At 38.0% G+C, this 23,214-nt stretch carries 22 protein-coding genes and 2 pseudogenes; 15 read left to right on the forward strand and 9 right to left on the reverse strand.

The features are described from left to right. The first annotated feature begins 103 nt into the window (after positions 1–103). From M3166_RS03755 to M3166_RS03765, 4 genes are all read left to right on the forward strand, one after another. Positions 104–1,267: an acyl-CoA dehydrogenase family protein gene (locus tag M3166_RS03755; RefSeq protein ID WP_251687473.1), complete on the forward strand. Its 1,164-nt coding sequence runs from the start codon at positions 104–106 to the stop codon at positions 1,265–1,267. Positions 1,268–1,401: 134 nt separating this feature from the next. Then, positions 1,402–2,601, forward strand: a complete 1,200-nt coding sequence (locus M3166_RS03760) for an MFS transporter (RefSeq protein ID WP_251687475.1) — start codon at positions 1,402–1,404, stop codon at positions 2,599–2,601. Between the two features lie 83 nt (positions 2,602–2,684). After that, a complete protein-coding gene (locus M3166_RS19320) occupies positions 2,685–2,813 on the forward strand; it encodes a hypothetical protein (protein ID WP_285848719.1) in 129 nt (42 codons plus the stop codon). Positions 2,814–2,983: 170 nt separating this feature from the next. Next, entirely contained in the window at positions 2,984–3,433 is a 450-nt protein-coding gene (locus M3166_RS03765; RefSeq protein WP_251687476.1) for a YtxH domain-containing protein, read from the forward strand. A 165-nt stretch (positions 3,434–3,598) separates the two neighbouring features. Here the strand turns inward: M3166_RS03765 and M3166_RS03770 are convergent, their stop codons facing one another. From M3166_RS03770 to M3166_RS03785, 4 genes and pseudogenes are all read right to left on the reverse strand, one after another. Beyond that, positions 3,599–5,029 (reverse strand): carbon starvation CstA family protein, encoded by a 1,431-nt coding sequence (locus tag M3166_RS03770; RefSeq protein ID WP_251687477.1) that lies wholly within the window; start codon positions 5,027–5,029, stop codon positions 3,599–3,601. A gap of 590 nt (positions 5,030–5,619) precedes the next feature. Continuing rightward, positions 5,620–5,868: pseudogene (locus M3166_RS03775) on the reverse strand (aldehyde dehydrogenase family protein); the annotation flags it as partial. A gap of 118 nt (positions 5,869–5,986) precedes the next feature. Beyond that, the gene (locus M3166_RS03780; RefSeq protein ID WP_435368074.1) at positions 5,987–6,115 is read right to left on the reverse strand and encodes a hypothetical protein; all 129 of its coding nucleotides are present in this window, start codon (positions 6,113–6,115) and stop codon (positions 5,987–5,989) included. Between the two features lie 192 nt (positions 6,116–6,307). Further along, positions 6,308–6,508: a histidinol-phosphatase gene (locus M3166_RS03785; RefSeq protein ID WP_251687478.1), complete on the reverse strand. Its 201-nt coding sequence runs from the start codon at positions 6,506–6,508 to the stop codon at positions 6,308–6,310. A 181-nt stretch (positions 6,509–6,689) separates the two neighbouring features. Between M3166_RS03785 and M3166_RS03790 the strand changes: the two genes are divergently transcribed. Further along, positions 6,690–7,061 (forward strand): hypothetical protein, encoded by a 372-nt coding sequence (locus M3166_RS03790; protein ID WP_079527183.1) that lies wholly within the window; start codon positions 6,690–6,692, stop codon positions 7,059–7,061. 163 nt (positions 7,062–7,224) lie between these two features. Here M3166_RS03790 and ptsP read toward each other — a convergent pair whose 3' ends face one another. Then, positions 7,225–8,910, reverse strand: coding sequence for a phosphoenolpyruvate--protein phosphotransferase (gene ptsP / locus M3166_RS03795; protein WP_251687479.1), 1,686 nt, complete (start codon positions 8,908–8,910; stop codon positions 7,225–7,227). Continuing rightward, complete coding sequence (locus M3166_RS03800; RefSeq protein ID WP_251687480.1) at positions 8,910–9,173, reverse strand: HPr family phosphocarrier protein; 264 nt, start codon at positions 9,171–9,173, stop codon at positions 8,910–8,912. The genes ptsP and M3166_RS03800 overlap by 1 nt, the downstream gene beginning before the upstream one ends. 169 nt (positions 9,174–9,342) lie before the next feature. On the opposite strand from M3166_RS03800, the gene M3166_RS03805 reads away from it, so the two are divergent. The 4 genes from M3166_RS03805 to M3166_RS03820 all read left to right on the forward strand — a co-directional run bounded on the left by M3166_RS03805 (position 9,343) and on the right by M3166_RS03820 (position 13,781). After that, complete coding sequence (locus M3166_RS03805) at positions 9,343–10,098, forward strand: DeoR/GlpR family DNA-binding transcription regulator (RefSeq protein ID WP_251687481.1); 756 nt, start codon at positions 9,343–9,345, stop codon at positions 10,096–10,098. Further along, positions 10,095–10,997 (forward strand): 1-phosphofructokinase, encoded by a 903-nt coding sequence (gene pfkB, locus M3166_RS03810; protein ID WP_251687482.1) that lies wholly within the window; start codon positions 10,095–10,097, stop codon positions 10,995–10,997. Before M3166_RS03805 ends, pfkB begins: the two co-directional genes overlap by 4 nt. A 12-nt stretch (positions 10,998–11,009) precedes the next feature. Further along, on the forward strand, positions 11,010–12,920 hold the full coding sequence (locus tag M3166_RS03815) for a PTS fructose transporter subunit IIABC (protein WP_251687483.1): 1,911 nt from the start codon (positions 11,010–11,012) through the stop codon (positions 12,918–12,920). Between the two features lie 486 nt (positions 12,921–13,406). Next, the gene (locus M3166_RS03820) at positions 13,407–13,781 is read left to right on the forward strand and encodes a hypothetical protein (RefSeq protein ID WP_251687484.1); all 375 of its coding nucleotides are present in this window, start codon (positions 13,407–13,409) and stop codon (positions 13,779–13,781) included. 55 nt (positions 13,782–13,836) lie between these two features. Here the strand turns inward: M3166_RS03820 and M3166_RS03825 are convergent. The 3 genes and pseudogenes from M3166_RS03825 to M3166_RS03835 form a co-directional block, all read right to left on the reverse strand. Then, positions 13,837–15,026, reverse strand: a pseudogene (locus tag M3166_RS03825) (cupin domain-containing protein). A 147-nt stretch (positions 15,027–15,173) separates the two neighbouring features. Further along, positions 15,174–16,547, reverse strand: coding sequence for an MFS transporter (locus tag M3166_RS03830; RefSeq protein WP_251687485.1), 1,374 nt, complete (start codon positions 16,545–16,547; stop codon positions 15,174–15,176). A 94-nt stretch (positions 16,548–16,641) separates the two neighbouring features. Continuing rightward, positions 16,642–17,895 (reverse strand): flavin-dependent oxidoreductase, encoded by a 1,254-nt coding sequence (locus M3166_RS03835; RefSeq protein ID WP_251687486.1) that lies wholly within the window; start codon positions 17,893–17,895, stop codon positions 16,642–16,644. A 193-nt stretch (positions 17,896–18,088) separates the two neighbouring features. On the opposite strand from M3166_RS03835, the gene M3166_RS03840 reads away from it, so the two are divergent. The 6 genes from M3166_RS03840 to M3166_RS03865 all read left to right on the forward strand — a co-directional run bounded on the left by M3166_RS03840 (position 18,089) and on the right by M3166_RS03865 (position 22,898). After that, positions 18,089–18,244 carry a hypothetical protein gene (locus M3166_RS03840; protein ID WP_251687487.1) on the forward strand — a complete coding sequence of 52 codons (156 nt, stop codon included), beginning with the start codon at positions 18,089–18,091 and terminating at the stop codon, positions 18,242–18,244. Between the two features lie 39 nt (positions 18,245–18,283). Next, positions 18,284–18,568: a DUF3219 family protein gene (locus tag M3166_RS03845; RefSeq protein WP_251687488.1), complete on the forward strand. Its 285-nt coding sequence runs from the start codon at positions 18,284–18,286 to the stop codon at positions 18,566–18,568. A 6-nt stretch (positions 18,569–18,574) separates the two neighbouring features. Next, a complete protein-coding gene (locus tag M3166_RS03850) occupies positions 18,575–19,591 on the forward strand; it encodes an LLM class flavin-dependent oxidoreductase (RefSeq protein ID WP_251687489.1) in 1,017 nt (338 codons plus the stop codon). A gap of 284 nt (positions 19,592–19,875) precedes the next feature. Further along, positions 19,876–20,508 (forward strand): histidine phosphatase family protein, encoded by a 633-nt coding sequence (locus tag M3166_RS03855; RefSeq protein ID WP_251687490.1) that lies wholly within the window; start codon positions 19,876–19,878, stop codon positions 20,506–20,508. A 103-nt stretch (positions 20,509–20,611) separates the two neighbouring features. Then, the gene (locus tag M3166_RS03860) at positions 20,612–20,851 is read left to right on the forward strand and encodes a cAMP-binding protein (protein ID WP_251687491.1); all 240 of its coding nucleotides are present in this window, start codon (positions 20,612–20,614) and stop codon (positions 20,849–20,851) included. Positions 20,852–21,248: 397 nt separating this feature from the next. Next, positions 21,249–22,898 (forward strand): catalase, encoded by a 1,650-nt coding sequence (locus M3166_RS03865; protein WP_251687492.1) that lies wholly within the window; start codon positions 21,249–21,251, stop codon positions 22,896–22,898. Positions 22,899–23,214 lie beyond the last annotated feature (316 nt).

A 23,214-nucleotide genomic window follows, 5' to 3' on the forward strand; every position in this document is an offset into this window, starting at 1 on the left:
TATATCAAGTTGGAATTCGGACAACTCCCTCTTGTAATTTGAAAAGTAAATTTAGTGAGAAGGATAAGGGTTTCAACTAAAATTGAGCAAAGGAGTAATGAATATGAATGTAGAAATTCAAAGTAAGGATATTCGTCAAACTTTAATTGAAAGTGCTAAAAGAATAGGGGAAGCGGCTGAAGCTGAGGCACTGCAAGCTGATTGTAACGCAACTATTTCAGAAACTATTATTAATCTAATTCGTGAAGAGGAAATTTCCAAATTAATTTTACCAAAACGTCATGGCGGTCCTCAAATTGATTTCACAACTTTTGCAGATATGGTGAAGGAAGTGGGATACTATAATTTATCGGCTGCATGGATTACTTATTTCTTTTCGTTACACAATGCATGGGTAGCTTATTTACCTGAACATCGTCAAAAAGAAATTGTACAGTCTGGAGGTCTACTTGCGGATATATTTGCCCCAATCGGTCAAATCGAAAAAGTGAAAGGTGGATATCTCGTTAGCGGGAAATATAATTTCGTAAGTGGCATTAAATATGCGGGTTGGGTTGGCGTTGGAGCTTTATTACAAAAAGAAGGCTCGACTGAAAAAACAATGGCCGGCTTTGTAGTAAATACTAAGGATATCCAAATTATTGAAAACTGGGATTCAATGGGGTTAAGAGGTTCCGGTAGTCATACGATTATTGTCGACAAGGTTTTTGTACCAGATGATTTAGTTATTGATTTACAAGAGATGGGTCATAAACGCGAACCGGATTTTGAAGATTATGATGAAGATTATTTATATTATAACGCACCGTTCCATCCGGCATTCTTCGTTGGGTTCCCTGCAATGTCTATTGGTGCCGCAGAACGTGCTTTAGATGAATTTAAAAAAGCTACACAAGGTCGTGTCAGAATGTCAGGGGAAAATGAAGGAGCCAGTCCACGAAGCCAACGAGTTTTAGCGACTCTAATGATTAAGCTGCATTCAGCGAAAAGCTTAATGAAAACGTACATTGAGATGCTTGAATCGGACAGATATGTGCATCCAAGTGAATTTAAAGCGATTCGTGCAGAAATTATTCAAATTTGTATTGATATCTCCATTAAATGTACCTTAACTTTAGGTGCCTTTGCTCTAATTAAAGGACATCCGGTTGAAATGATTACACGTGACTTAATTGCAATTGGGACACATGTTACATCGCTATATGAAGATGCTATTGATGTATATGGAAAACATTTATTTGATTATCCAACAAAAGTATTGGGATAGCGTAAAAGCATCAATCATTTCCATGAAGTCGATAAAAAATACGCTACGAAGTAAGTTGTAGATATACTCAATGAGCTTTCTGAGTATGTTTACAACTTATCTATTTTTCTAATACGTCAATAAGGAATGATGCTATGACGAATAGTAATTATAAACCGATCCTCTATTTACTAATGTTTAATATGTTTATTACAATGGGTGGCATCGGCATGATTGTTCCTGTAATGCCTGCTTATTTAGAAGTATTTGGCGCACGGGGTCAGATTTATGGTTTTTTAATAGCCACATTTTCTTTATCACAGTTTATTTTTTCTCCTATTATTGGGAATTATTCAGATCGCTATAGTCGCAAAAATATTATTATTACAGGGCTCATTATTTACGGCATAGCACAAGTATTATTTGGTTATACGGACGAGCTCTGGGTTTTATTTGTTTCACGGTTTATGAGCGGTATCGGTGCGGCTTTCATCATGCCAACGATTTTAGCATATGTGGGGGATATAACTCCTCTAGAAGATCGGGGAAAAGGGATGAGCTTGGTTGGTGCTGCAATTAGTTTAGGCTTTACAATTGGCCCGGGTATTGGCGGTGGCTTAGCAGAAATTAACTTAGACTTACCGTTTTATTTCGCAGGGATGATTGCATTTATTACAGCGATTTTAACATTCTACATGCTGCCACAGCAAAAGGAAAGGGTTTCATCTCTAACGCAAAGCCCACGAGATAATATATTTAAACAAATGATACTTTCAGTAAAACTACCGTATTTTGTGTTTTTGGTTGTTGTGTTCACATTTAGTTTTGGAATTGCTAACATTCAAGCGACAATGTCCCTTTTCTTGAATGATAAATTTAATTATTCACCGTTTTTAATTTCAACGATTCTAGTCGTTAGTGGGGTCGCTGGTGTAATTATTCAGTTGTTTATTATCAATAAGCTTTTTGCACGTTTTGGTGAAGTTAAAATTATTATGGTTAATTTAATGTTAGCTGCAGTGACGTTATATTTGTTGATTTATGTAAGTGGATATTTCATCATTTTAACTGTTGCCAGTTTAAATGCTATTGCTGCTACGTTGATTCGTCCAGCTGTGAACACCATAATAAGTAAAATGGCAGGGGATGGACAAGGATTTGCTGCAGGGGTAAATAATGCTTATATGAGTTTAGGAAATATGATTGGTCCAATATGTGCAGGTATTTTATATGATTGGAAAATGGAAGCCCCGTATATCTTTGGAACGTTCATTTTATTAAGTTGTTTTGCACTAACTTATATTTGGTCGTTAAAAAAATCAAATACAACAGAGCCGGCCGTTGACTCTCTCTAAAATGATGACTCGAATGAGAATTACTAAAGAGCCCTACGTAATCATGAACGCCCGAATGAAAGAAAAGCAAGCGTTACCTACAAATGATCAATGTGATGTGTGTTGGATCTGACGCTAACAGCTTAATTTTCAATCCCCCACAGGCGTTTACATATGCAAACTTTTCAGATGCAGTAGTAGAGGAAGATACAGGTTTTATTAATGCCATCTAAGAAGTAGATTTAGTGAATAAAAGAATGTTGAAGAATGAAAAAGGAGCTTCTAATTTGTTAAGGATTGTTTAAATAGCTGAAAAAAGAATGAGCTTTAATTGTTTGAATAGGAAAAATATCGGGCAACTAACGTATAAGTTAACAAATTCAAACAAAAAGGAGCATTCATTATGACACAAACTTCGTATAACAATTTATCGACAACAACAGAAAATGATAATAATGGTAAGCTTTTAAGAGGAATGGTAATCGGGGCAGTTATTGGTGGTGCGCTTTCAATGCTTGACTCAAATACAAGAAATAAAGTAACTGAGACAACCAAAAATATGAAGGATTCGACAATGGATATGTACAGCCAAGTTAAAAACAATCCTTCAGAAGTAAAGGATGACTTGCAAGAGCGACTGAAATCCGCTTCTTCCGTTTTGAAGGACGCTATAAGCGATGCTCAAAATCTTTATGAAAAAGTAAACGAGAATATTATTCTCCCAGTTACTATGGTAAAGGACGAGTCTAGTGAAATTCTTTCACATGCCAAAGAAGCTACAACGGATTTAAAAGACATCGGTGGGAAAGTGAAAGAAGCCGGCGAAGAAGTGAAGGGTGGCAGTAATGGGTAAAGCCAAGGTGGTTAGCTTCCGTGAAATTTTAAATGATTAACGTAAAATTAATTTAGATTTTGAATTCATTTAGTATAAAATCGAAAGCATACTCAAAACAAAAATCTCGCATTTTTAGGAATTATAAAAATGCGAGATTTTATAGTTAGCAAAAGTCTGAATCACTTATTTCTCTGTTAAAAATACCGGATTTGTAAAAGCTTTATGCTTAAAGATTTGATAAATATAAATGAAAGAAACTAGGACTGTAAAGCTTAAACCAATGACGACACCTGTTTCATAAGCAAGCGCAAATCCTTCTGGCGCTACCATTAAGTATACAAATACTACAGAGGTCATGAATAGGGCTGGTAAACCTGCAATCCAGTGGAACTTGCCTGATTTCAATAAATACGATGTTGCAACCCAAAGCATAACTGTTGCAACCATTTGATTCGTCATCCCTACATAACGCCATAAGAATTGATAATCAATTGTTGATAGGAAAAATGCGGGTGCTGCAACTGCAACTGTTGCTAAAATTGGTGTTGTACTATTTTTTGAAAAACGAGAGCCTAAAAAGTCTAACACAATCATGCGTGCTGAACGTAGTGAAGTATCACCTGTTGTAATTGGTAAAATTACAATCCCCAATATTGCTAAAATACTACCAAATGTACCAAGTAATGCAATTGAAATTTCGTCTACTACACCACCTGCACCAATTTCGGAGATTTTTGGTAATAATCCTTCTGTACCGCCATAGAAACTCATACCAGCCGCACACCAAATTAATGCAATGACACCTTCACCAATCATGGCACCGTAGAAGACTTTACGACCTTCCGATTCTTTCTTGATTGTTCTTGAAATTATCGGGCTTTGTGTAGAGTGGAAGCCAGAGATTGCGCCACAAGAAATCGTGATCATTAATAATGGCCAAACCGGTAAATCATTCGGATGCATATTAGTTAAAGATACTTCAGGAATCGCAATACCTGAAGTGACTAGTGATACTAATACCGCACCAGCCATAATGATTAAAACTGCACCAAATATTGGATAAATACGACCGATAATTTGATTGATCGGTAAAATTGCTGCTAATAAGAAGTAGATGAAAATCGCAATAAGTGCTGTCATAAATGTAATTCCTAATTTTGACGAAAGAACAGCAGCAGGTCCTGCAGTAAAGGCAGCTGCTACTAAAACCATTAATACTACTGAAACGATATCAGTGAAGACACGCATTACTTTACCTAAATAACGTTGAACAAGTGCTGGGAATTGTGCGCCTCCATGACGTAATGATAACATCCCTGCAAAATAGTCATGAACGGCACCGGCAAAAATACAACCAAATACGATCCAAATCATGGCAACGGGTCCATACAGTGCACCTGCAATGGCACCGTAAATAGGTCCAAGCCCTGCGATATTTAATAATTGAATCATCCAGCCCTTCCAGGCAGGCATGGGCATATAATCTAAATTATCAGCTTTTGTATAAGCTGGGGTCGGCGTTGCATCATTAACAATAAACACCTTTTCAATAAACTTTCCATATATGATATACCCTACAATTAATAGAGTAATCGAACCAAGAAGTGTATACATATATCTTCCTCCAATATTTCTGATAACTCAAATTATAGTAATGGAAGACTACGTTTGTAAACACAATATTTAGAAAATTCAGTATAAGTATCGATTAAAAGTGTAAATATGCAAATAAAATATAGATAAACAAACATTATGTAGTGAAAACTGTTATATAAAAATATAATAAAAATCAAATAATTTTGGATAGAGATTTGTAGATATTCGTAATAAATTGATAAAAATGGAAATAACCTTTTGGATTTCCAGCAAAAATGGAAAATTCGCTAATACCTCTCTGAAAATGGCTGTGCAGGCTTATCACATCCTCATCCATCACCATTAATAAAATCAACCCCATATTTCGTTGATGTTCCATACCCTGCATACGCAAAATTGCAGAAGAAATTGGTGATGAAGCTAAGTCTGTAGGGAAAGTCAAAGAAGCAGGCGAAGAAGTGAAGGGTAGCGGTAATGGGTTAAGCCAGGGTGCTTAAAATTAAATGTCCCATATCAGATCCTGAAAGCACAGGGCACAGATAAGTGAATAGACAAAAATAAGAGCATTAACCAATTGGGGATTAATGCTCTTTTCTTTTGAAATACTTTTATTCAGGAATATAAGGTAATTCTAAGTAATTTGGCAGGTTGATGACATGAGTTTCTGTGTAAGATTTGATGCCATCTAATCCGTATTCGCGACCTATGCCTGATTGTTTCACTCCGCCAAATGGGAAACGAACATCTAACCCTTGTATTGCGGCAGTGTTAATCATCGTTGTACCTGCTTCAATGCGACGAGCCACTTTTATAGCATGTTCTTCTCCCCAAACGGAACTTGTTAAACCGTATATGCTTTAAACCCCTCCAAAACATTAAGTATAATTCATTCTTCTCCATACTCGTTCTATTTATACAAAAATGGGGTTTTAGGAATGACCAACTTATTCCCTTATTAGAAGTGCTTTCATCATCTCAACAGCACATAAAACCATTTATTTGTGGAAGGCTATTAATCCCTGTATCAAGCTGCGCTGCGTCGACAGGACCGATAGGCGCAGCTAAAGATACACCTAAAAAAATGTAAGCAGCTATTGAGTTCAATAATCGTCCTCCTTAAAATGATGTCTGTGCATCTTATTCAGATAGAGGGACTCGTACAACTATAAAAATGATTTTTATTTCAATAATTAAGCAGCCCTTTACCAGTGGGGAGGTAAAGGGCTGCTTAGTTAATATATATATGTTGGGGGATCGTTATAATAATACAATCTCCACTAAAGGGAGTCCGTATTATTACTTATTCTTGTTATTATTTTTGTTATTCTTATTGAAGTTATTGTTGTTATTATTGTTGCGATTATTTTGATTTTGATAATTTAAATTTTCGAAGTTGAAATCTTCACCGAATTCAAATTCATTATTATTGTTGTTGTTGTTGTTGTTGTTGTTGTTGTTATTTCGCTGACGTTTAATATTAAGTTTATTATTTTCCATAGCTGTTCACCTCCTTAACAAAAGTTAGAATGGCTTAAACAGCGATGAAAAATACTCAATTATTCGATTGAAAGTTTTTCCTCCAGATGGATAAATTCAATAATTAACGCATACAAACAAGTGTTCTTGTATAGGATAGAAATAGCGGTATATCCATCAATCAGTAAAGCGAGTGGTCTATATGCATAAAGAATTCATGAAACTTAGCGATGACATTCACCGGTACATTGTACTGGAACTATTTTTAAAAACACTCGAGCGTGATAGAGATTGCATTTCCGAATTAAAAATGAGGGACGTACTGGAAGAGTGGTACGATTCCAAAATAAATGAAACCTTTCATGAATTTAAAAAGTTAAGGGACTTTTTATATAAGAAAGGATGTAAAATTGAAAAGCAAAAATCTGATGATTATATGACCTACTATTTTATATTGTTTAGGGGATACGATGAAACAAGAAGTTATGGAAACATTGCTTTACGCAACTGGGTGAGCGAAGAGATGAAACGTATATTAGGAATGAAGTACCTGACACCGGCAGATAGAAAGTAAAGTCCCCAAGCTAAAAACCTTAATGATATGATTCGTCAAGAAATCATAAGCTCGAAATATCCTGAGTAGGGGTCCAGTATTTTCATTCGAAAACCACACTAATTGTTCATGAAATTGAAAACCCATCCAGGTACACAAATGTACCGAGATGGGTTTGATTTGTTTAATGCCAAATAGCGCGTATGCCTTCTGCGGTAGATTGCTGGTATGTTTGCTGTAATTTTTCTTGTAGCGCATCCTTCGATAAACTGTTAATTTGCTTGCGCGCAGCTAAAACCGATGGGGCACTCATTGAAAATTCATCGAGACCAAGTGCTACAAGTAAAGGAATCGCGGCAAAGTCTCCGGCCATTTCACCGCACATGCCAACCCATTTCCCCTGTGCATGGGCGCTATCAATTACAAGTTTCACAAGCGATACAATTGCAGGGTGGAATGGTTCATATAAATGTGAAATGGTTTCATTCATTCGATCAGCTGCCAATGTGTATTGGATTAAGTCATTTGTGCCGATTGAGAAGAAGTCAACTTCTTTAGCAAAAACAGGTGATAAAATTGCTGCACTCGGAATTTCAACCATGATGCCGATTTCGAAGTCACTTACTTCTACATCCTGTTCAATTAATGCTTCTTTTTCCTCATCCAGCCACTGCCTAGCTTGTCGGAATTCATCGATCGACGAAATCATCGGAAACATAATTTTTAAGTTACCAAAGCTACTCGCACGTAGTAATGCTCGAAGCTGTGTACGGAATAGTTCTTCGTTTGCGAAGCATAAACGAATTGCACGTAAGCCTAAAAATGGATTGTCCTCTTTTGGCATATTTAAATAAGGGATCGCTTTGTCGCCACCGATATCAAGTGTGCGTACCACGACTGGGCGTTCACCCATAACAGTTAAAACATCACGATAAATTTCGAACTGTTCTTGTTCAGTAGGCGCAGTGTCTCGCTCTAAATACAGAAATTCTGTTCGAAATAAGCCAACGCCTTCTGCACCTTGCTCAAGTGCTTTCTTAGCATCGTCTAAGCTCCCAATATTTGCAGCAAGTTCGACATGATGCCCATCTTTCGTTACTGTATTTTCGTGCAATAAAGCCTGTAAACCTTGGCGTTTTTCAAGTTGTGCTTTGCTAAGCGCCTCATAATGTTCAAGTTGCTCGGCCGTTGGGTTAATGAAAATTTCCCCTGTCTCACCATTCATAATCGCGATATCACCATTTTGCACTTCAGATATGATGCCAGTAGCACCGACGATAGCCGGAATTTGCAATGAGCGTGCGAAAATGGCAGAGTGCGAAGTTTTACCACCCTTTTCCGTGATAAATCCACGTGTGAATTCTGCATTCAATTTTGCTGTATCTGAAGGTGTTAGATCATGGGCCACTAATATAGTGGGTTCTATATAATCGGAAACGCTTTCATTTGTACCTGTAACTTTACGCATTAATCGTTGAGAAACGTCGTTTACATCCGCTGCACGTTCCTTCATATACTCATCATCAAGTGCTAAGAAAAGCGCCATAAATTGATTTTGAACCGCTTCAATCGCCTGTGTAGCACCGCTTCCCTCTTGAATAAGTGCTTCAATCGCACCAATATATTCAGGGTCCTGTAATACAAGTAAATGTGCACCGAAAACTTCTGCCTCAGATGCTCCTAAACGTTCAGCTGTTTGGGCTTCAAGCTGCTGTAAATCGATTTTTGAATCGTCTATTGCTTGCGTTAGCTTAGCTAACTCCTGAACAGTTGTGCCAATTTCTGTTTGGTCAAGTAATGCAACAGACTCAAATTTTACGATTTTTGCAATCGAAATTCCACTTGCAGCGGCAATTCCTTGGATTTTCATTAAATCAGTCCTTGCTCTGTTAAAATTGCGTCTAATTGTTGTAGAGCTACTTCTTCATCAGAACCAGTTGCTGTAATTGTAATATTTCCGCCTGCTGGTACGCCAAGTGACATAACGCCTAAAATTGATTTTAAGTTCACGTTTTTCTCACCGTATTGTAAGTAAATTTCAGAAGAGAAACCGGATGCAACCTTTACCAATGCACTAGCTGGACGTGCGTGTAAACCTTCGTTGCTTTTGATTGTAAATGTTTTTTGTGACATAATAAAAACCTCCATATTTGAATGAATTTGATTGTTTTGTTGGTATAACATTAACAATTTGAATGTTTGTGAATGATATGTGATTGATTTTACAGAATTTTTCGTTTAAAATCAACTTAAAACCAATAAAAACTCCATATTTTACATATTTATGGTGTTTAGTGAGAAGGTGAATACGATTATTTTTACAGAACGTCAACAGCAAATTTTAGCGTATTTGCGGCAATATGGTACAGCTACCTTACAACAACTTGTTGATTTTACTCATTCATCGGAATCATCAATACGTCGTGACTTAACTGAGCTTGATAAGAAGCAATTCATTGATCGTTTTCACGGGGGAGCTACTTTGCGAAACCCGATGCTTGGTGAAAAAAGCTTACTTGAGAAGTCTGTTGAATCGCTAGCTGAAAAACAGCAAATTATGCAGCTTGCAGCACAGCATATTCGTTACGGTGAATGTATTTATTTAGATGCAGGTTCTACGATATTACATCTTATACCTCATATCGCGAATAAACAGGTTAAAGTTGTGACTAATGGTTTAATGCATGTGCCACTTTTAATCGAACAAAATATTGAAACCGTTATCATTGGCGGTCAGGTGAAGGCGAAAACGCAAGCTATCATTGGATCTAAGGCAATTTCTCAGCTTCAAGAATATTATTTTGACCGGGCCTTTATTGGAGCTAATGGATTTTCAGAGGTGCAAGGCTATACAACAGCAGACTTAGAGGAAGCGACATTAAAGCAACTCGCGATTAAGCAGTCAAAGCAGGCGTATGTTGTTGCCGATCGCTCGAAATTTGGACTGAGCCAATTTGCGAAATTTGGAGATTTACAGGAAGCGATTTTAATTACAGCAGGATTAACAGATGAAGAATACGATTACATCGATAGAAAAACGGAGGTGTTACGCGCATGATTTATACTTGTACGTTTGCACCAGCTATTGATTACACACCTTATGTCGATCAATTCGAAACAGGGAAATTAAATCGAACAACTGAAGTGAATTTTTTACCGGGCGGCAAGGGCATTAATGTTGCACGTGTATTAAGTAGACTTCAAAGTGAAGCAACGGCATTGGGCTTTGTTGGAGGTTTTACAGGTGCTTACTTAAAGCAAATTTTGCAGGAGCAGAACATTAGGACCGATTTCATAGAGACAAATGAAATTACGCGTATCAATGTGAAAATTAAATCGGATGTAGAGACCGAGCTTAATGGTCCTTCACCAACAATTACTAGTGACATGTACGCGCAATTATTGAAGAAGGTAGAGTTATTAGAAGAAAATGACTGGTTTGTCCTATCAGGCACAGTGCCAGCTGGCTTTGATTTAACGGCGTTACTTAATGTACTTTCCAGCAAAGGTATCCAGCTTGTTGCAGATATTGCAGGTCAGGTGTTGCATGAAATCGTCCCGTATCGACCTGTATTGGTGAAGCCAAATTTAGAAGAGCTTGGCGACCTTTTTAATACTACTTTATTAACGGTAGACGAAGCGATTCCTTATGCGAAGCAGCTCATTGAATTAGGTGTACACCATGTCATCGTATCACTTGGGGGCGATGGAGCTTTATTAGTTAGTGCCGAGGATGTGTATTATGCAGCTGCACCAAGGGGCAAGGTTGTAAATACTGTAGGTGCGGGTGATTCAGTCGTAGCGGCTACAATCGCGATGTATTGTAAAACGGGGGACTGGCAGCAGGCGTTCAGGCATGGCGTTGCAGCGGGGAGTGCAACAGCCTTTCAACTAGATTTATGCAAGCAGCAAGATGTCTTAGCTCTAGTAAAACAGGTGATTGTTAAAAAACTTTAGGGGGATAGTTTTATGCGAATTACAAACTTATTAACCGCAAGCACGATTAAATTAAACATACAAGCAGCGACAAAGGATCAAATCATTGAAGAATTAGCACAAGTACTAGTAGATGCCGGCAAAGTTAGCGACAAAGCAGTATATGTTGCGGATTTACAAGCGCGAGAAGCACAGAGTTCAACAGGTATTGGGGAAGGCATAGCCATTCCACATGCAAAGTCAGAAGCAGTTTCTGCACCAGCGATTGCATTTGGGCGCCAATTAGCAGGGGTTGATTATGATTCACTGGATGGTCAGCCAGCAAAATTGTTTTTCATGATTGCGGCAAATGAAGGTGCAAATAATGATCATTTAGAAACGTTATCAAAACTTGCAACATTTTTAATGGACCCACAATTCAACGAAAAAATGATGACAGCTTCGTCAAAAGAAGAAATTTTGGCAGCAATTGAAGGTAAAGAAGGTGTCGAGGTGGCAGAAGATGCTCCAGTAGAAGCAACGACGCCAATAGAAACTACAATAGGCAAGCGTATTTTAGCTGTAACAGCATGCCCGACAGGTATCGCACATACATTTATGGCGGCAGAAAAGCTTCAAACAACAGCAGCACAAAAAAATGTTGCAATGAAGGTGGAAACAAATGGTTCGGGCGGTGTAAAAAATCGTCTAACAGCAGAAGAAATTGCAGATGCAGACGTAATTATCGTAGCAGCCGACACAAAAGTTGAAATGGCACGTTTTAATGGTAAAAAAGTCATCCAAACAAAAGTAGGTAAAGCCATTTACGAGGTAGATGCATTAATCGACCGTGCAATTTCTGGCGATGTGCCGGTATATACGCATGAAGGTGGCAGAGACGTTTCAGATGAGCAATCAGAGGGAAAGGGCGGTTTCGAATTTTATAAACACTTGATGAATGGCGTATCGAACATGCTTCCATTTGTAGTAGGTGGCGGTATTTTAATTGCACTTTCATTCTTCTGGGGCATTAACTCATCAAATCCGAACGACCCTTCGTACAATGAATTTGCAGCAATGCTTAACACAATCGGTGGCGGTAACGCATTCTTCTTAATGGTGCCAGTATTAGCCGGATTTATCGCAATGAGTATTGCCGATCGTCCAGGTTTTGCACCTGGTATGGTTGGGGGTTTGTTGGCCATTACCGTGACAAATGATGCAGGGGCTAACTCGGGCTTTATAGGTGGTTTACTTGCTGGTTTCTTAGCAGGTTATATTGTATTGGGTCTTAAAAAGGTATTCGAAAAATTACCTTCACAGCTTGAAGGATTAAAACCAGTTTTATTTCTGCCGGTGTTTGGTATTGGATTAACAGGTATTGCGATGATGCTAGTAAACCCTCAGCTTACAAAGTTATACACGGGGCTTACTAGTTTCCTAGAAGGGTTAAGTGGTACGAATACAATTCTTCTCGGTTTATTATTAGGTGGGATGATGGCAGTTGATATGGGTGGTCCACTCAATAAAGCCGCATATACATTTGGAATTGCGATGCTGGCAAGCGGTAACTATAACATTATGGCTGCAGTAATGGCAGGCGGTATGGTCCCTCCATTAGCAGTAGGTTTAGCAACAACATTCTTTAAAAACCGTTTCACGAAGCAAGAGCGTGAGGCAGGGAAAACGGCTTATGTTCTTGGAGCATGCTTTATATCCGAGGGTGCCATTCCATTTGCGGCAGCAGACCCTGTTCGTGTGATTCCTTCATTTGTACTTGGTTCTGCAATCGCGGGGGCATTAACAATCATGTTTGACATCGCATTACGCGCGCCGCATGGTGGTATTTTCGTAATGGGTCTTGTAGACGGTGGTCTTGGGAAAGCAGCACTTTACTTAGCAGCTATTTTGATAGGTTCAGCAGTAGCAGCTGTTTCGATTGGATTACTTAAGAAAAAGGCTTAATAATAGGAGGCACTTTCAATATCAAAGCAATCATTTGAATTTGTTTCAATTTTCCTATGCGTTGATGTTCATTAAAAGTAATTTTACTCATAGTAAACTCTCGATTGGATGTTCCGTTTTTCAAATCATTGGAATTTAAAGATATGTTTAACCGTGAATTTGAAGAGGCTTATGAGCAATTGAGTTAAATTCGAGATGAAGCTTGTGAATGTTTAAAAATAATATTAATTTCTTCATTTAGAGAGTAAACAGCTGGTCTGTATTACTCTTTTTTTATATTTTCTGCTTTATCTGTTGTAGCATTAATAAGATTCGCTCCAAATTGACGCTATGTTTACTCAAAAGGCACTAAATGAACCGATTCGTTTAATGTCTTACTAAAAAATAAAATAATTATTTATAGGCATAGTATATTACTGGATTAATAAAATGAAAGCAGGAAGAAATTGAGGTGAATTTATTTTAGAAAAACTCAGGAAAATTAATATGAAAACTGCTGTATTTATGGGGATTATTTTTTACTCTTTGACGATTTTAATCCACCTTCTTATTTTAAGCAAAATTATTCCATTCACATGGGTTAATGGCGGAAGGTCTGAATCATTCGCTGAACAGCTACCAATAACTGTTATAAATATCGTTATTTCTATTATTGGAGTAGTTTTTACATTGATTGTCGGGAGAATTAAATTAAATAAATACAAAAGAGGAATAACCTTTATATGTTGGTTTTTTGTTGTACTTTGGTCCTTTGGATTTATACAACAATTGTTTGGAACGCCTTTTGAAAAAATGGTTTGTTCGTTAGTATTGCTTATTGGAGTTATCTCGAATTTGCGTTTGGCGATTGAAATAAAATAGATGTAACTAGAAAAAGACGGTTTAGAGATATTTCTAAACCGTCTTTGTGTATGAACTACTTAAAATCTTGATAAGTATACCCAGGGAATTTAACAACAGCCCATTTCTCTTTACGTAACGAGTCCATTAATTCTGGTCCTACATTTAAATTGCTACTTACGATTTGTTTAGGAACTAGCGCCATCCATTGTGTTAATGAAATATCCGCATAGTTAGGACTTTTAAATACTTCTAAATACCAAAGGGATTCATTGCCTGTGTTTTGAATATAATGTCCATAGCAAAAAGGGATATAGCCTACATCTCCTGACCTCACATCGAAAGTCCGTGCTACTCCGTTAGCGGCGTATGCTGTCATACGACCTTGACCAGATAAGAAATACTGGAATTCATCATTATTTGGATGCCAGTGTAGTTCCCTCATTGCCCCTGGTAGAATTTCAACGAGCGCCACTGAAATTTCCTGTGCCACTGGGAAATTTGTTGAATCTGCAATACGAACTGATCCTCCCGGTGAAAGAATTGGCTCTTGACCAAGCAAACTATGTGTGAAATTTCTTGTGCCGAATGGATCTGGAATTGCCACTTCCTCAATAGGACCAGGAACCTCACCTTGATAAATGTATTTTTCCTGCTTTGGAATATTTCGAAAGGCGCTCTCTGGTACCCCAAAGTTAGAAGATAGAACATCTTTTGGGGTATGGGCAAACCAGTCGGAAATTGTGAACGTATCTAAATCTGAAAACATTCCATTATCAAACATTAATAAAAATTCACAGCCCTCTTCAAGTCCTTGAATGGAATGGGGAATACCTGGAGGGAAGTACCATAAATCACCCACTCCTACATCGGCAATAAAGTTTTTCCGTTTTGATCGACCGCTGTAATTCTTGCTCTACCTACAGTCATAAAACAAAATTCTAGCTCTTTATGCCAATGTAGCTCTCTTACGCCACCGGGAGTTAAACGCATATTAACACCAGCGATCGTCGTAGCCACCGGCAGCTCACGCATCGATATTTGTCTCGACCAGCCACCAAATTTTAAGGTCATATTTGTATCAGAAAAAGAAAAGCGTAGATTTGGCACCGTTCCCGCATCCGTTTCCGGCGGTACAAGCATATTTGGGTTTTCTAATGCGCGTAAAATATCACGTGGCCCAGTATCAGTAGCACCTGCTCCGTCTTCACGTATCGGTTGAGGAATTTTGTCTGCAGATACCTTGAATTCAAATGGTTCAGACAAATCTTTACCTCCTATTAAAGATATGCATCATGGCAAGTGTACGATGAAATAAGAGAAATTAGAACTGCAAACCGTCATTGAATAAAGACTGCAAAAAGCCATCTGAAAAAATCAGATAGCCATTGGTGCATGTGAATTTATCTGAAATTAAACGGAATGGGTAATTTCAGCCGTTGATGATTGAGAAGAACTTTCTGCTTCCATAGCCCCACCTGGGCGATAAAAAGCATGTTTTTCCTGAACAAATAAAATAGCGATTCCTCCTAAAAGAGCGGCTGTGCCAAGAAGTGTAAAGTTCATTTGAGCAGACAGGTTCATTGTTAAGAGAATGCCTACAAATGTTGGTGCGAAAATACCGCCAACTCGTCCAAATGCCATGGCCGCTCCCACACCGGTTGAACGAATTTCTGGTCGATAGAACTGTGATACAAAGGCATTGCTAATATTTTGCACACCAATTGATGCTGCGCCAATAATCCCAATTAATACATACGCAAGTACTGTGTTGTTTGTTAATCCAACCGCAGCTAGTGCAAGTGCCCCTCCGAAATAGAGTGGTACCATTACTTTTTTAAAGCCAAATTTATCCGTTAAACGCCCGAACGCAATCGTACCTACAATAGCTCCCATATTTAAAGCAACAACAAATAAAAGACTATTACTTAAACTATAGCCAGCTTCAACCATTAGTTTTGGCAGCCATACGTTCATCGCGTAGATAAGGACGAAACAAGAAAAACAAGATATCCAAAACATGACCGTACTAAGTGCTAATTTATTTTCAAAAAGCTTCACAAGTGGAGAGCCTGGTGCTTTTGCTGCTGGTTTTGCTAGTACTACGCCTTGAGAAAATGACATTTCAGGGTTGAGTTTCCCAAGGATTTTCTTTACTTCTGCTTCTTTTCCTTTCGCTAAAAGGAAGTTTGCCGATTCTGGAAGCTGTTTTGCTAAAAATGGCAATGCTAAAAGTGGAAGAGCGGCAATCCAGAAAATTGGTTTCCAGCCCACTGTCGGTAATAGAGACTTACTGAATAAAGCTGCTGCAATCGCCCCGATCGAATAACCACAGAAAATAAATGAAACAATGGCCCCTCTAATTTTTTTAGGAGCATACTCCGTAGATAGCGCAATGACGTTCGGCATAACGCCTCCTAGTCCAAGACCCGCAATAACGCGAAGGATTGCAAATAGGACAGGACCTCCTGCAAAAGGAGATATTGCTGTGAAGAGACTAAACATTACGGTACAAATGATAATTACTTTTTTTCTGCCGATTTTATCGGCTAAAAGTCCAAAAATAATTGCTCCTACTGCTGTCCCAGCGGCTGAATAACTCCCAATGGCCCCCGCAGTAACAGTTGAAATCCCCCATTCTTCTATTAAAGATGGGATAACCGATCCATAGATGACTACATCGTATCCATCCATAAGAATAATAAAAAAGCACCAAAAGATAATGGAGAGATGGAAGGCGCTAAAGCGACTCCTATCAATCACTTCGTTTATATGTAAAGCACTCATTGATTAACACCTCTTTTTTAGAAAGTACTTTAGTGCACAAACGCTTCAACGCGTTTGTGCGCTAAAGTGTGACGCGCAAAAAAATTTAGTTCTTCTATTTGGCATTTAATGTTTCGCGGTCAAAACCAGCAATCTTCTTATAGCGAACTGCAATTTCTTCAAGTTCTGTGTCTGAAATTATATCATCTAAGTTAGCAAAGCCGTTTGGTGCACGGTCTTCTACAATCTGCATCACCACTTCTGGACCGTTTTGGCGATTCGTTAAAACAATATTCGCTGTTGCTTCTCGTCGCAGTGCTTCATATACTTTTAATGTAGTCACCGCATCTTGATCTTGTTGTTCCGCAATCACTTGTCCAAGGGCATCCGCATCTAAAATGGCTTGAGATGCACCATTTGAACCGATTGGATACATTGGATGTGCCGCATCGCCCAGTAAGGTGATACGTCCAAATGTCCATTGTGGAAGTGGATCACGGTCAACCATCGGGAATTCATAAACAGCTTCTGCTTCTTCAATAATTTTTGGTACATTCAGCCAGCCAAAGTCCCAGTTTTTAAAGGCAGGCGCAAATTTCTCTTTATCAATTTCTTTGTTCCAATCTGCGCGATCAGGCATTGTCTCGACATTTAATTCCGCAATCCAATTGACTAAAGAACTTCCTTGAGCAGCTGTATCTGGACAAATGGGGTAGGCAACAAATTTTTGGTCCTGGTAACCAGCCATAATCATTGAACGACCTGTTAAATAAGGTGTTGCTTCTGTAATCCCACGCCATAAGATGCGTCCGCTATATTTTGGCAGTCCTTCGTTTGGATAGAAGAATTTTCGTACAACGGAATGAATGCCATCTGCTGCAATCATAATATCTGCACGATATGTACCTAATGATTCACCTGTTTTTTTATTTTCAAAATGAGCAGCGACGCCATCCTTCTCATTTTCAAAAGATGTTAAATGGTGACCTGTTAAAACGGCTTCTTCACCTAATTGATCCTTTACGGTCTTTAACAGGAGCATTTGTAAGCGTCCACGGTGAATCGAATATTGTGGCCATTTGTAACCAGCGTTGATGCCGCGGTCTTCTTGCCAAATTTTTTGCCCAAATTTATTCACATACATTAACTCGGCTGTCGGTAAGCCTGTCTGTTCTAGTTCCTCTGCTAAACCTAAGTCTGTTAGCACGCGAACCGAATGGGGTAATAGATTAATGCCGACTCCCAGTGCTTTAATTGTTTCTACACTTTCAAATACTTTTACAGATATGCCTGTACGGTGAAGTTTAAGTGCTGTAACGAGTCCACCAATACCCCCACCGACAATCATCGCTGTTTTAATTGTTGACAAAACAATCCCTCCATCAAGGAAAATAGAATAATCTATTTTTTCTAATTATTTTTACTATTTATACATTATTGCATATGTTTGATTTGGTAGCTAGTCACGATAGAGAATATTGTCGGAATTAAAAGATATTTATGTTAAATTTTTAAGTATAATGGAATTAGTAACTCTAAAAATACATAAGGGAGCGAAAAAAATGGACTATACTAAAATCTATAACGAGGAACTGATTGCCTTAGTAAAAGAGAAAATAAAGTCAGTCGGTGAAGTTAAAGCAGTGAAGTTTGTGAGAGAACAAACAGGAATGTCCTTAATACAGGCTAAAAAATTTGTAGATTTTTGCAACGAATAGATTATACGTTATATAGATATTTTAATAAGGGGTGATTTTTTGGTCAGTAAAATAATGTTAGATGAAAGAGTAATTCAATTAAATAGCTATGAAGAAGAAAAAGTAAATGAGCTCTATAAAGTCTCAGTCATTTTTGACGTGACAAGTGAAGAATATCATGACATCGCAATGTTACTTTACAAAGGAACATTTGACGTTAAGATTCCTGAAAGAGAGATAATGTTTAGAGGGACGATTTATAACTATTCCACTTCTATTACAAATTTGTATGAAAAAGATCAGGTAGGACAGTATAAATTGACGTTAGTGGAAGAAAAGGACTGAAATATCATGAGATTAAGCATATTGGATCAATCACCAATCCCATCAAATCAAACTCCTCAGGATGCATTAAATTGGTCAATGAAATTAGCGCATGCAGGGGAAGCACTGGGATATACAAGATACTGGATTGCCGAACATCATGATTTATCTGGACTGGCATGCCCTGCACCTGAAGTGATGTTAGGCTACATAGGGGCAAACACGAATCGAATTCGGATAGGATCTGGCGCTGTTTTATTGCCTCATTATCGACCGTTTAAAGTTGCTGAAATCTTTAATACGTTAGCGACACTTTTTCCAAATCGTATTGATTTAGGAATTGGACGAGCGCCAGGTGGATCCGCTGAAGCGATGACTGCTTTGTCCGGTAACTTTATAAAAAATGTCGGGAACTTTCCTTCGTTACTGAGAGACCTCCTTCATTTTTTAGATGATGATTTTCCAACTGATAGCGAATATTCAAAGTTATCGGCTTCTCCTATACCTGAAAATCCGCCAATCCCTTGGCTCCTTGGGACTGGAAAGAAAAGTGCTATACTCGCAGCGGAAAATGGTGTGCCGTATACTTTCGGTTATTTTATGAGCGATGAAGATGGAGCTGCTATTATCAAGGAATATATTAATCGCTTTAAACCAAGAAAAGAAGGACAAAAACCACAAGTCATCCTAACTGTTAACGTTATTTGTGCAGAGACAACGGAAAAAGCCGAAGAAGTTGCATTAAGCTTTCTCATTTGGTCTTTAAAAATGGAAAAAGGGGAAAGCCAACAAGGGGTTCCCTCTATAAGTGTTGCTCAGCAATATAAACTCACTGAAAAAGATAAAGAAACATTGGAAAAAGTTAGACAAAAAATAATTATTGGTAATCCTCAGGAAGTGAAGCAGAAATTATATGAGTTGAAAACAAGATACGAAGCAGATGAAGTGATGATCAATACAATCACATATTTACCTGAAGATCGAATCCAATCCTATGAATTAATTGCGAAAGAAGTTTTTTCAGATGAGAATCGCTTAAAATAGCCCTATTTAGGCTAGGAGGTTGAATCCCCTGAAAACTAATTATAGCCATCATAAGTGAAAATTAGTAATGAACGGTCTCTTAAAGCTGAAAATTAAGGTACCCAACGATATAATTTCGTAGAGTGCCTTGCTTGATTTTAGTGTAATAAATAATTTTCACATACTGTTTTCTTTCGGTTACAAAATTTTGCTGCTAGTCCAGCTATTAAGTTAAACCATCTATCCAAGGTGTGGGGTATGCTTATATAAAAAGTCAATGGAAGTATTAATTAAAGGAGACACATATGCTAAATATCTACCTTACTCGTCATGGGGAGACTCAATGGAATATAGAAAATCGTTTACAGGGTTCAAAAAATTCACAGCTTACAGACAAGGGAATTGAACATGCTATTATGTTAGGAAATCGTTTAAGAAATATTGATTTTTCCGCAATATATACAAGCCCACTGGAGAGAGCTCTTCAAACTGCCAATTACATAAAATCAGATAAGGATGTTCCTATTTATACTATCGAAAATTTAAAAGAGATGAATTTTGGCGATTGGGAAGGCAAAACTAAAGATGAAATTGAAGCTGTAGACAATTATAAAAATGAATATCATAATTTTTGGCATATACCTCAGATGTATAACCATAAACCTCACTACGGAGAAGGGCTAATTACTTTTAAAAGGAGAGTTGAAGAGGTTTTAAGTAAAGTTATTTCCAGCAACAGTGACGGAAATATATTAATTGTTACACATGCAGTAGTCATAAAGGCCATCTTGTCATTTACTATGGACATTTCAACTGATAAAATGTGGGACCCTCCTTTTATACATGGAACAAGTCTTACAATTTTTCAATGGGATGGGGAACAGTTTAATTTTAAGATGATTGGTGATATCTCTCATTTTAAAAATGAAACAGAATAATTTTGAAGTTAAGTCTGCTTTATATTGATTGGCAAATGAAACCTCCTAGATATTTTACATATATAATGAACATACACACATTCTATATATAGGAGGTGGGAATATGGGGAAGAACGTTTCGAAGGCGAATCATGGAAAAACAGGAGCTGAACTAATAAGTGAAGCATTTGGCATGTCACAAAACGATAGCGAAGCATTGTTAGTACAGGCATCAGAAGTTCAAACTACGGATATTCCTTTAGGTAAAGAACATGTATATGCAAGGGATAGTACAACAACAACTTTGAACAACCTACATGAAGATAACACATCCGCCATTTTAGATCGAAATGGGCCAAGGTAATTATTGTAAGTAAATGAATAGTGACTTAAGGCAATTCTTCCTTTAGCGTAACAAAACTTTATAATCCCTTAAATTAAGAGCTTATGCTTTTGTTTTAAGGGATTTCTTTATTTTTAAAATCATTAACATGCACGCATAACTTTTTTCCAAGAATCCCTTACTCCTAAACCCCTCACTGTTCTGTTTATCATAAAAACTCTAAATTTTTAGCTTCTATTTCAACCCTCCTAATACTTCAATAGCCTGTTTTAAAGTGCCCCATGAATTAACAGTACAGGTTATACTCTGGATAATTTTCATTTCTTTGAATATATACGGAGGAAATCGGGTATAAAGCATAGTGTTGTAGTATTTTTTATTAGTGTTTATAAGTGAAGTATTTTTAGGAGGTTATATTATGGCAGATAATAAAGACAAACATGTTGCAAAAAAAGAAGATGGGGAACGTGAAATTCTAACAACACGTCAAGGACACCCTGTAAGAGACAACCAGAATATCCGTACAGTGGGTAACCGTGGACCAGCAACTTTAGAAAATTACCACTTCATTGAAAAAATTTCACACTTCGACCGTGAAGAAGTTCCTGAACGTGTAGTACATGCACGTGGTTCAGGTGCTTTCGGTTATTTTGAAACTTACGGTAAGGTGGGAGATGAGCCTGTAGAAAAATATACCCGCGCCAAAGTCTTTTCTGGTGCCGGTAAACAAACGCCACTTATGGTGCGTTTTTCTACCGTGGCAGGTGCAAAGGATTCGCCTGAGACTGCACGAGACCCGCGCGGCTTTGCAGTGAAAATGTATACGGAAGATGGTAACTGGGATCTTGTAGGTAACAATCTAAAGATTTTCTTTATTCGTGATGCGATGAAGTTCCCTGATATGATTCATGCTTTTAAAGCAGATCCGGCTTCCAACGTACCGAATCCACAGCGTATGTTTGATTTTGTTTCACGTTCACCGGAAGCGACGCATATGATTACGTTCCTATTTTCACCTTGGGGGATTCCAGCGACATACCGCCATATGCAGGGTTCAGGGGTTAACACATATAAATGGGTTAATGAAGAAGGGAAAGCTGTACTTGTGAAGTATCACTGGGAACCAAAACAGGGCATCCGTAATTTGACACAAGAAGAGGCAAACTCCATCCAGGCTACAAACGTAGGACACGCTACTCAGGACTTGTATGAAGCAATTGAACGTGGTGAGTATCCAGAATGGGAGCTGTTCGTTCAGATTATGGAGGACGACTATCATCCAGAACTGGATTTTGATCCACTTGATGATACAAAGCTTTGGCCAGAAGATAAGTTTCCTTGGCTGCCTGTAGGTAGAATGGTACTTAACCGTAATCCGGAAGACTTTCATGCAGAAATCGAGCAGGCTGCATTCGGTACTGGTGTTCTAGTAGACGGTATGGACTTTTCGGATGATAAAATGCTGCAGGGACGTACATTCTCTTACTCAGATACACAGCGTTACCGTGTAGGCTCAAACTATTTGAAATTGCCAGTCAACGCACCAAAGGTACCGGTTCGTACAAATCAGCAGCGTGGTCAGATGGATACTCGTGATCCGAAAGAATCCGGCGAAAGCCCACATATCAATTATGAACCGTCAATGATTGGTGGCTACCGTGATGCAGGGGATAAAGCATATCCACCACATCAACCGTCTTATAATGCGGCATTAATGAGTGAGCCTATTGATCGCCCGAATAACTATGGCCAAGCAGGTGAAACGTACCGCAGTTTTGAAGACTGGGAACGTGATGAGCTTATAAATAACTTATCGGATGCTTTGGCAATCTGTGACAAGCGTATTCAGGATGCGATGTTTAATCACTTTACACAGGCTGATGAAGATTACGGCCGCCGTGTGAAGGAAGCGACAGAAAAGAAAATGAAAGAAATTGAAAAGATGGCTCAGGAAGGTAAATTACCGGGCAGAGAGTCAGGGATTTCTAAATATGGTCAGGGTACGATCGCTGCGAATGAGGCAACAAAAGATGCAGTGAAGAAAAGCCATGAGGCAGACCCGTATTAATGATTTAAAAGAACACCTTGATGGTTGTGATACATTCAAAAGGAATAGTTATAAACTATTCCTTGATTTGACTAAAAGTTAAAAAATGCAATCATGTAAAATTAAAAGACTTAAGTTTGGTAACCAACCGGGCTTAAGTCTTTTATCTTAACTGCGACTGGCAGCGGTGTTGTAGTTGCAATTATTGCAGGAATCATGGCTGTATTCAAATTCCAAACTATTTGCAGAGAAACCGAGTAAAATGGCTTTTTATGCTCTGTCTTTTTTATTTTTGTTTAAAGTGGTCAATGTAATAGAATTTCTGGCGCTTTATTTA

Origin of the sequence: Solibacillus isronensis, assembly GCF_023715405.1 — a bacterium.
In the GTDB taxonomy this organism is placed as follows: Bacteria; Bacillota; Bacilli; order Bacillales_A; family Planococcaceae; genus Solibacillus; species Solibacillus isronensis_B.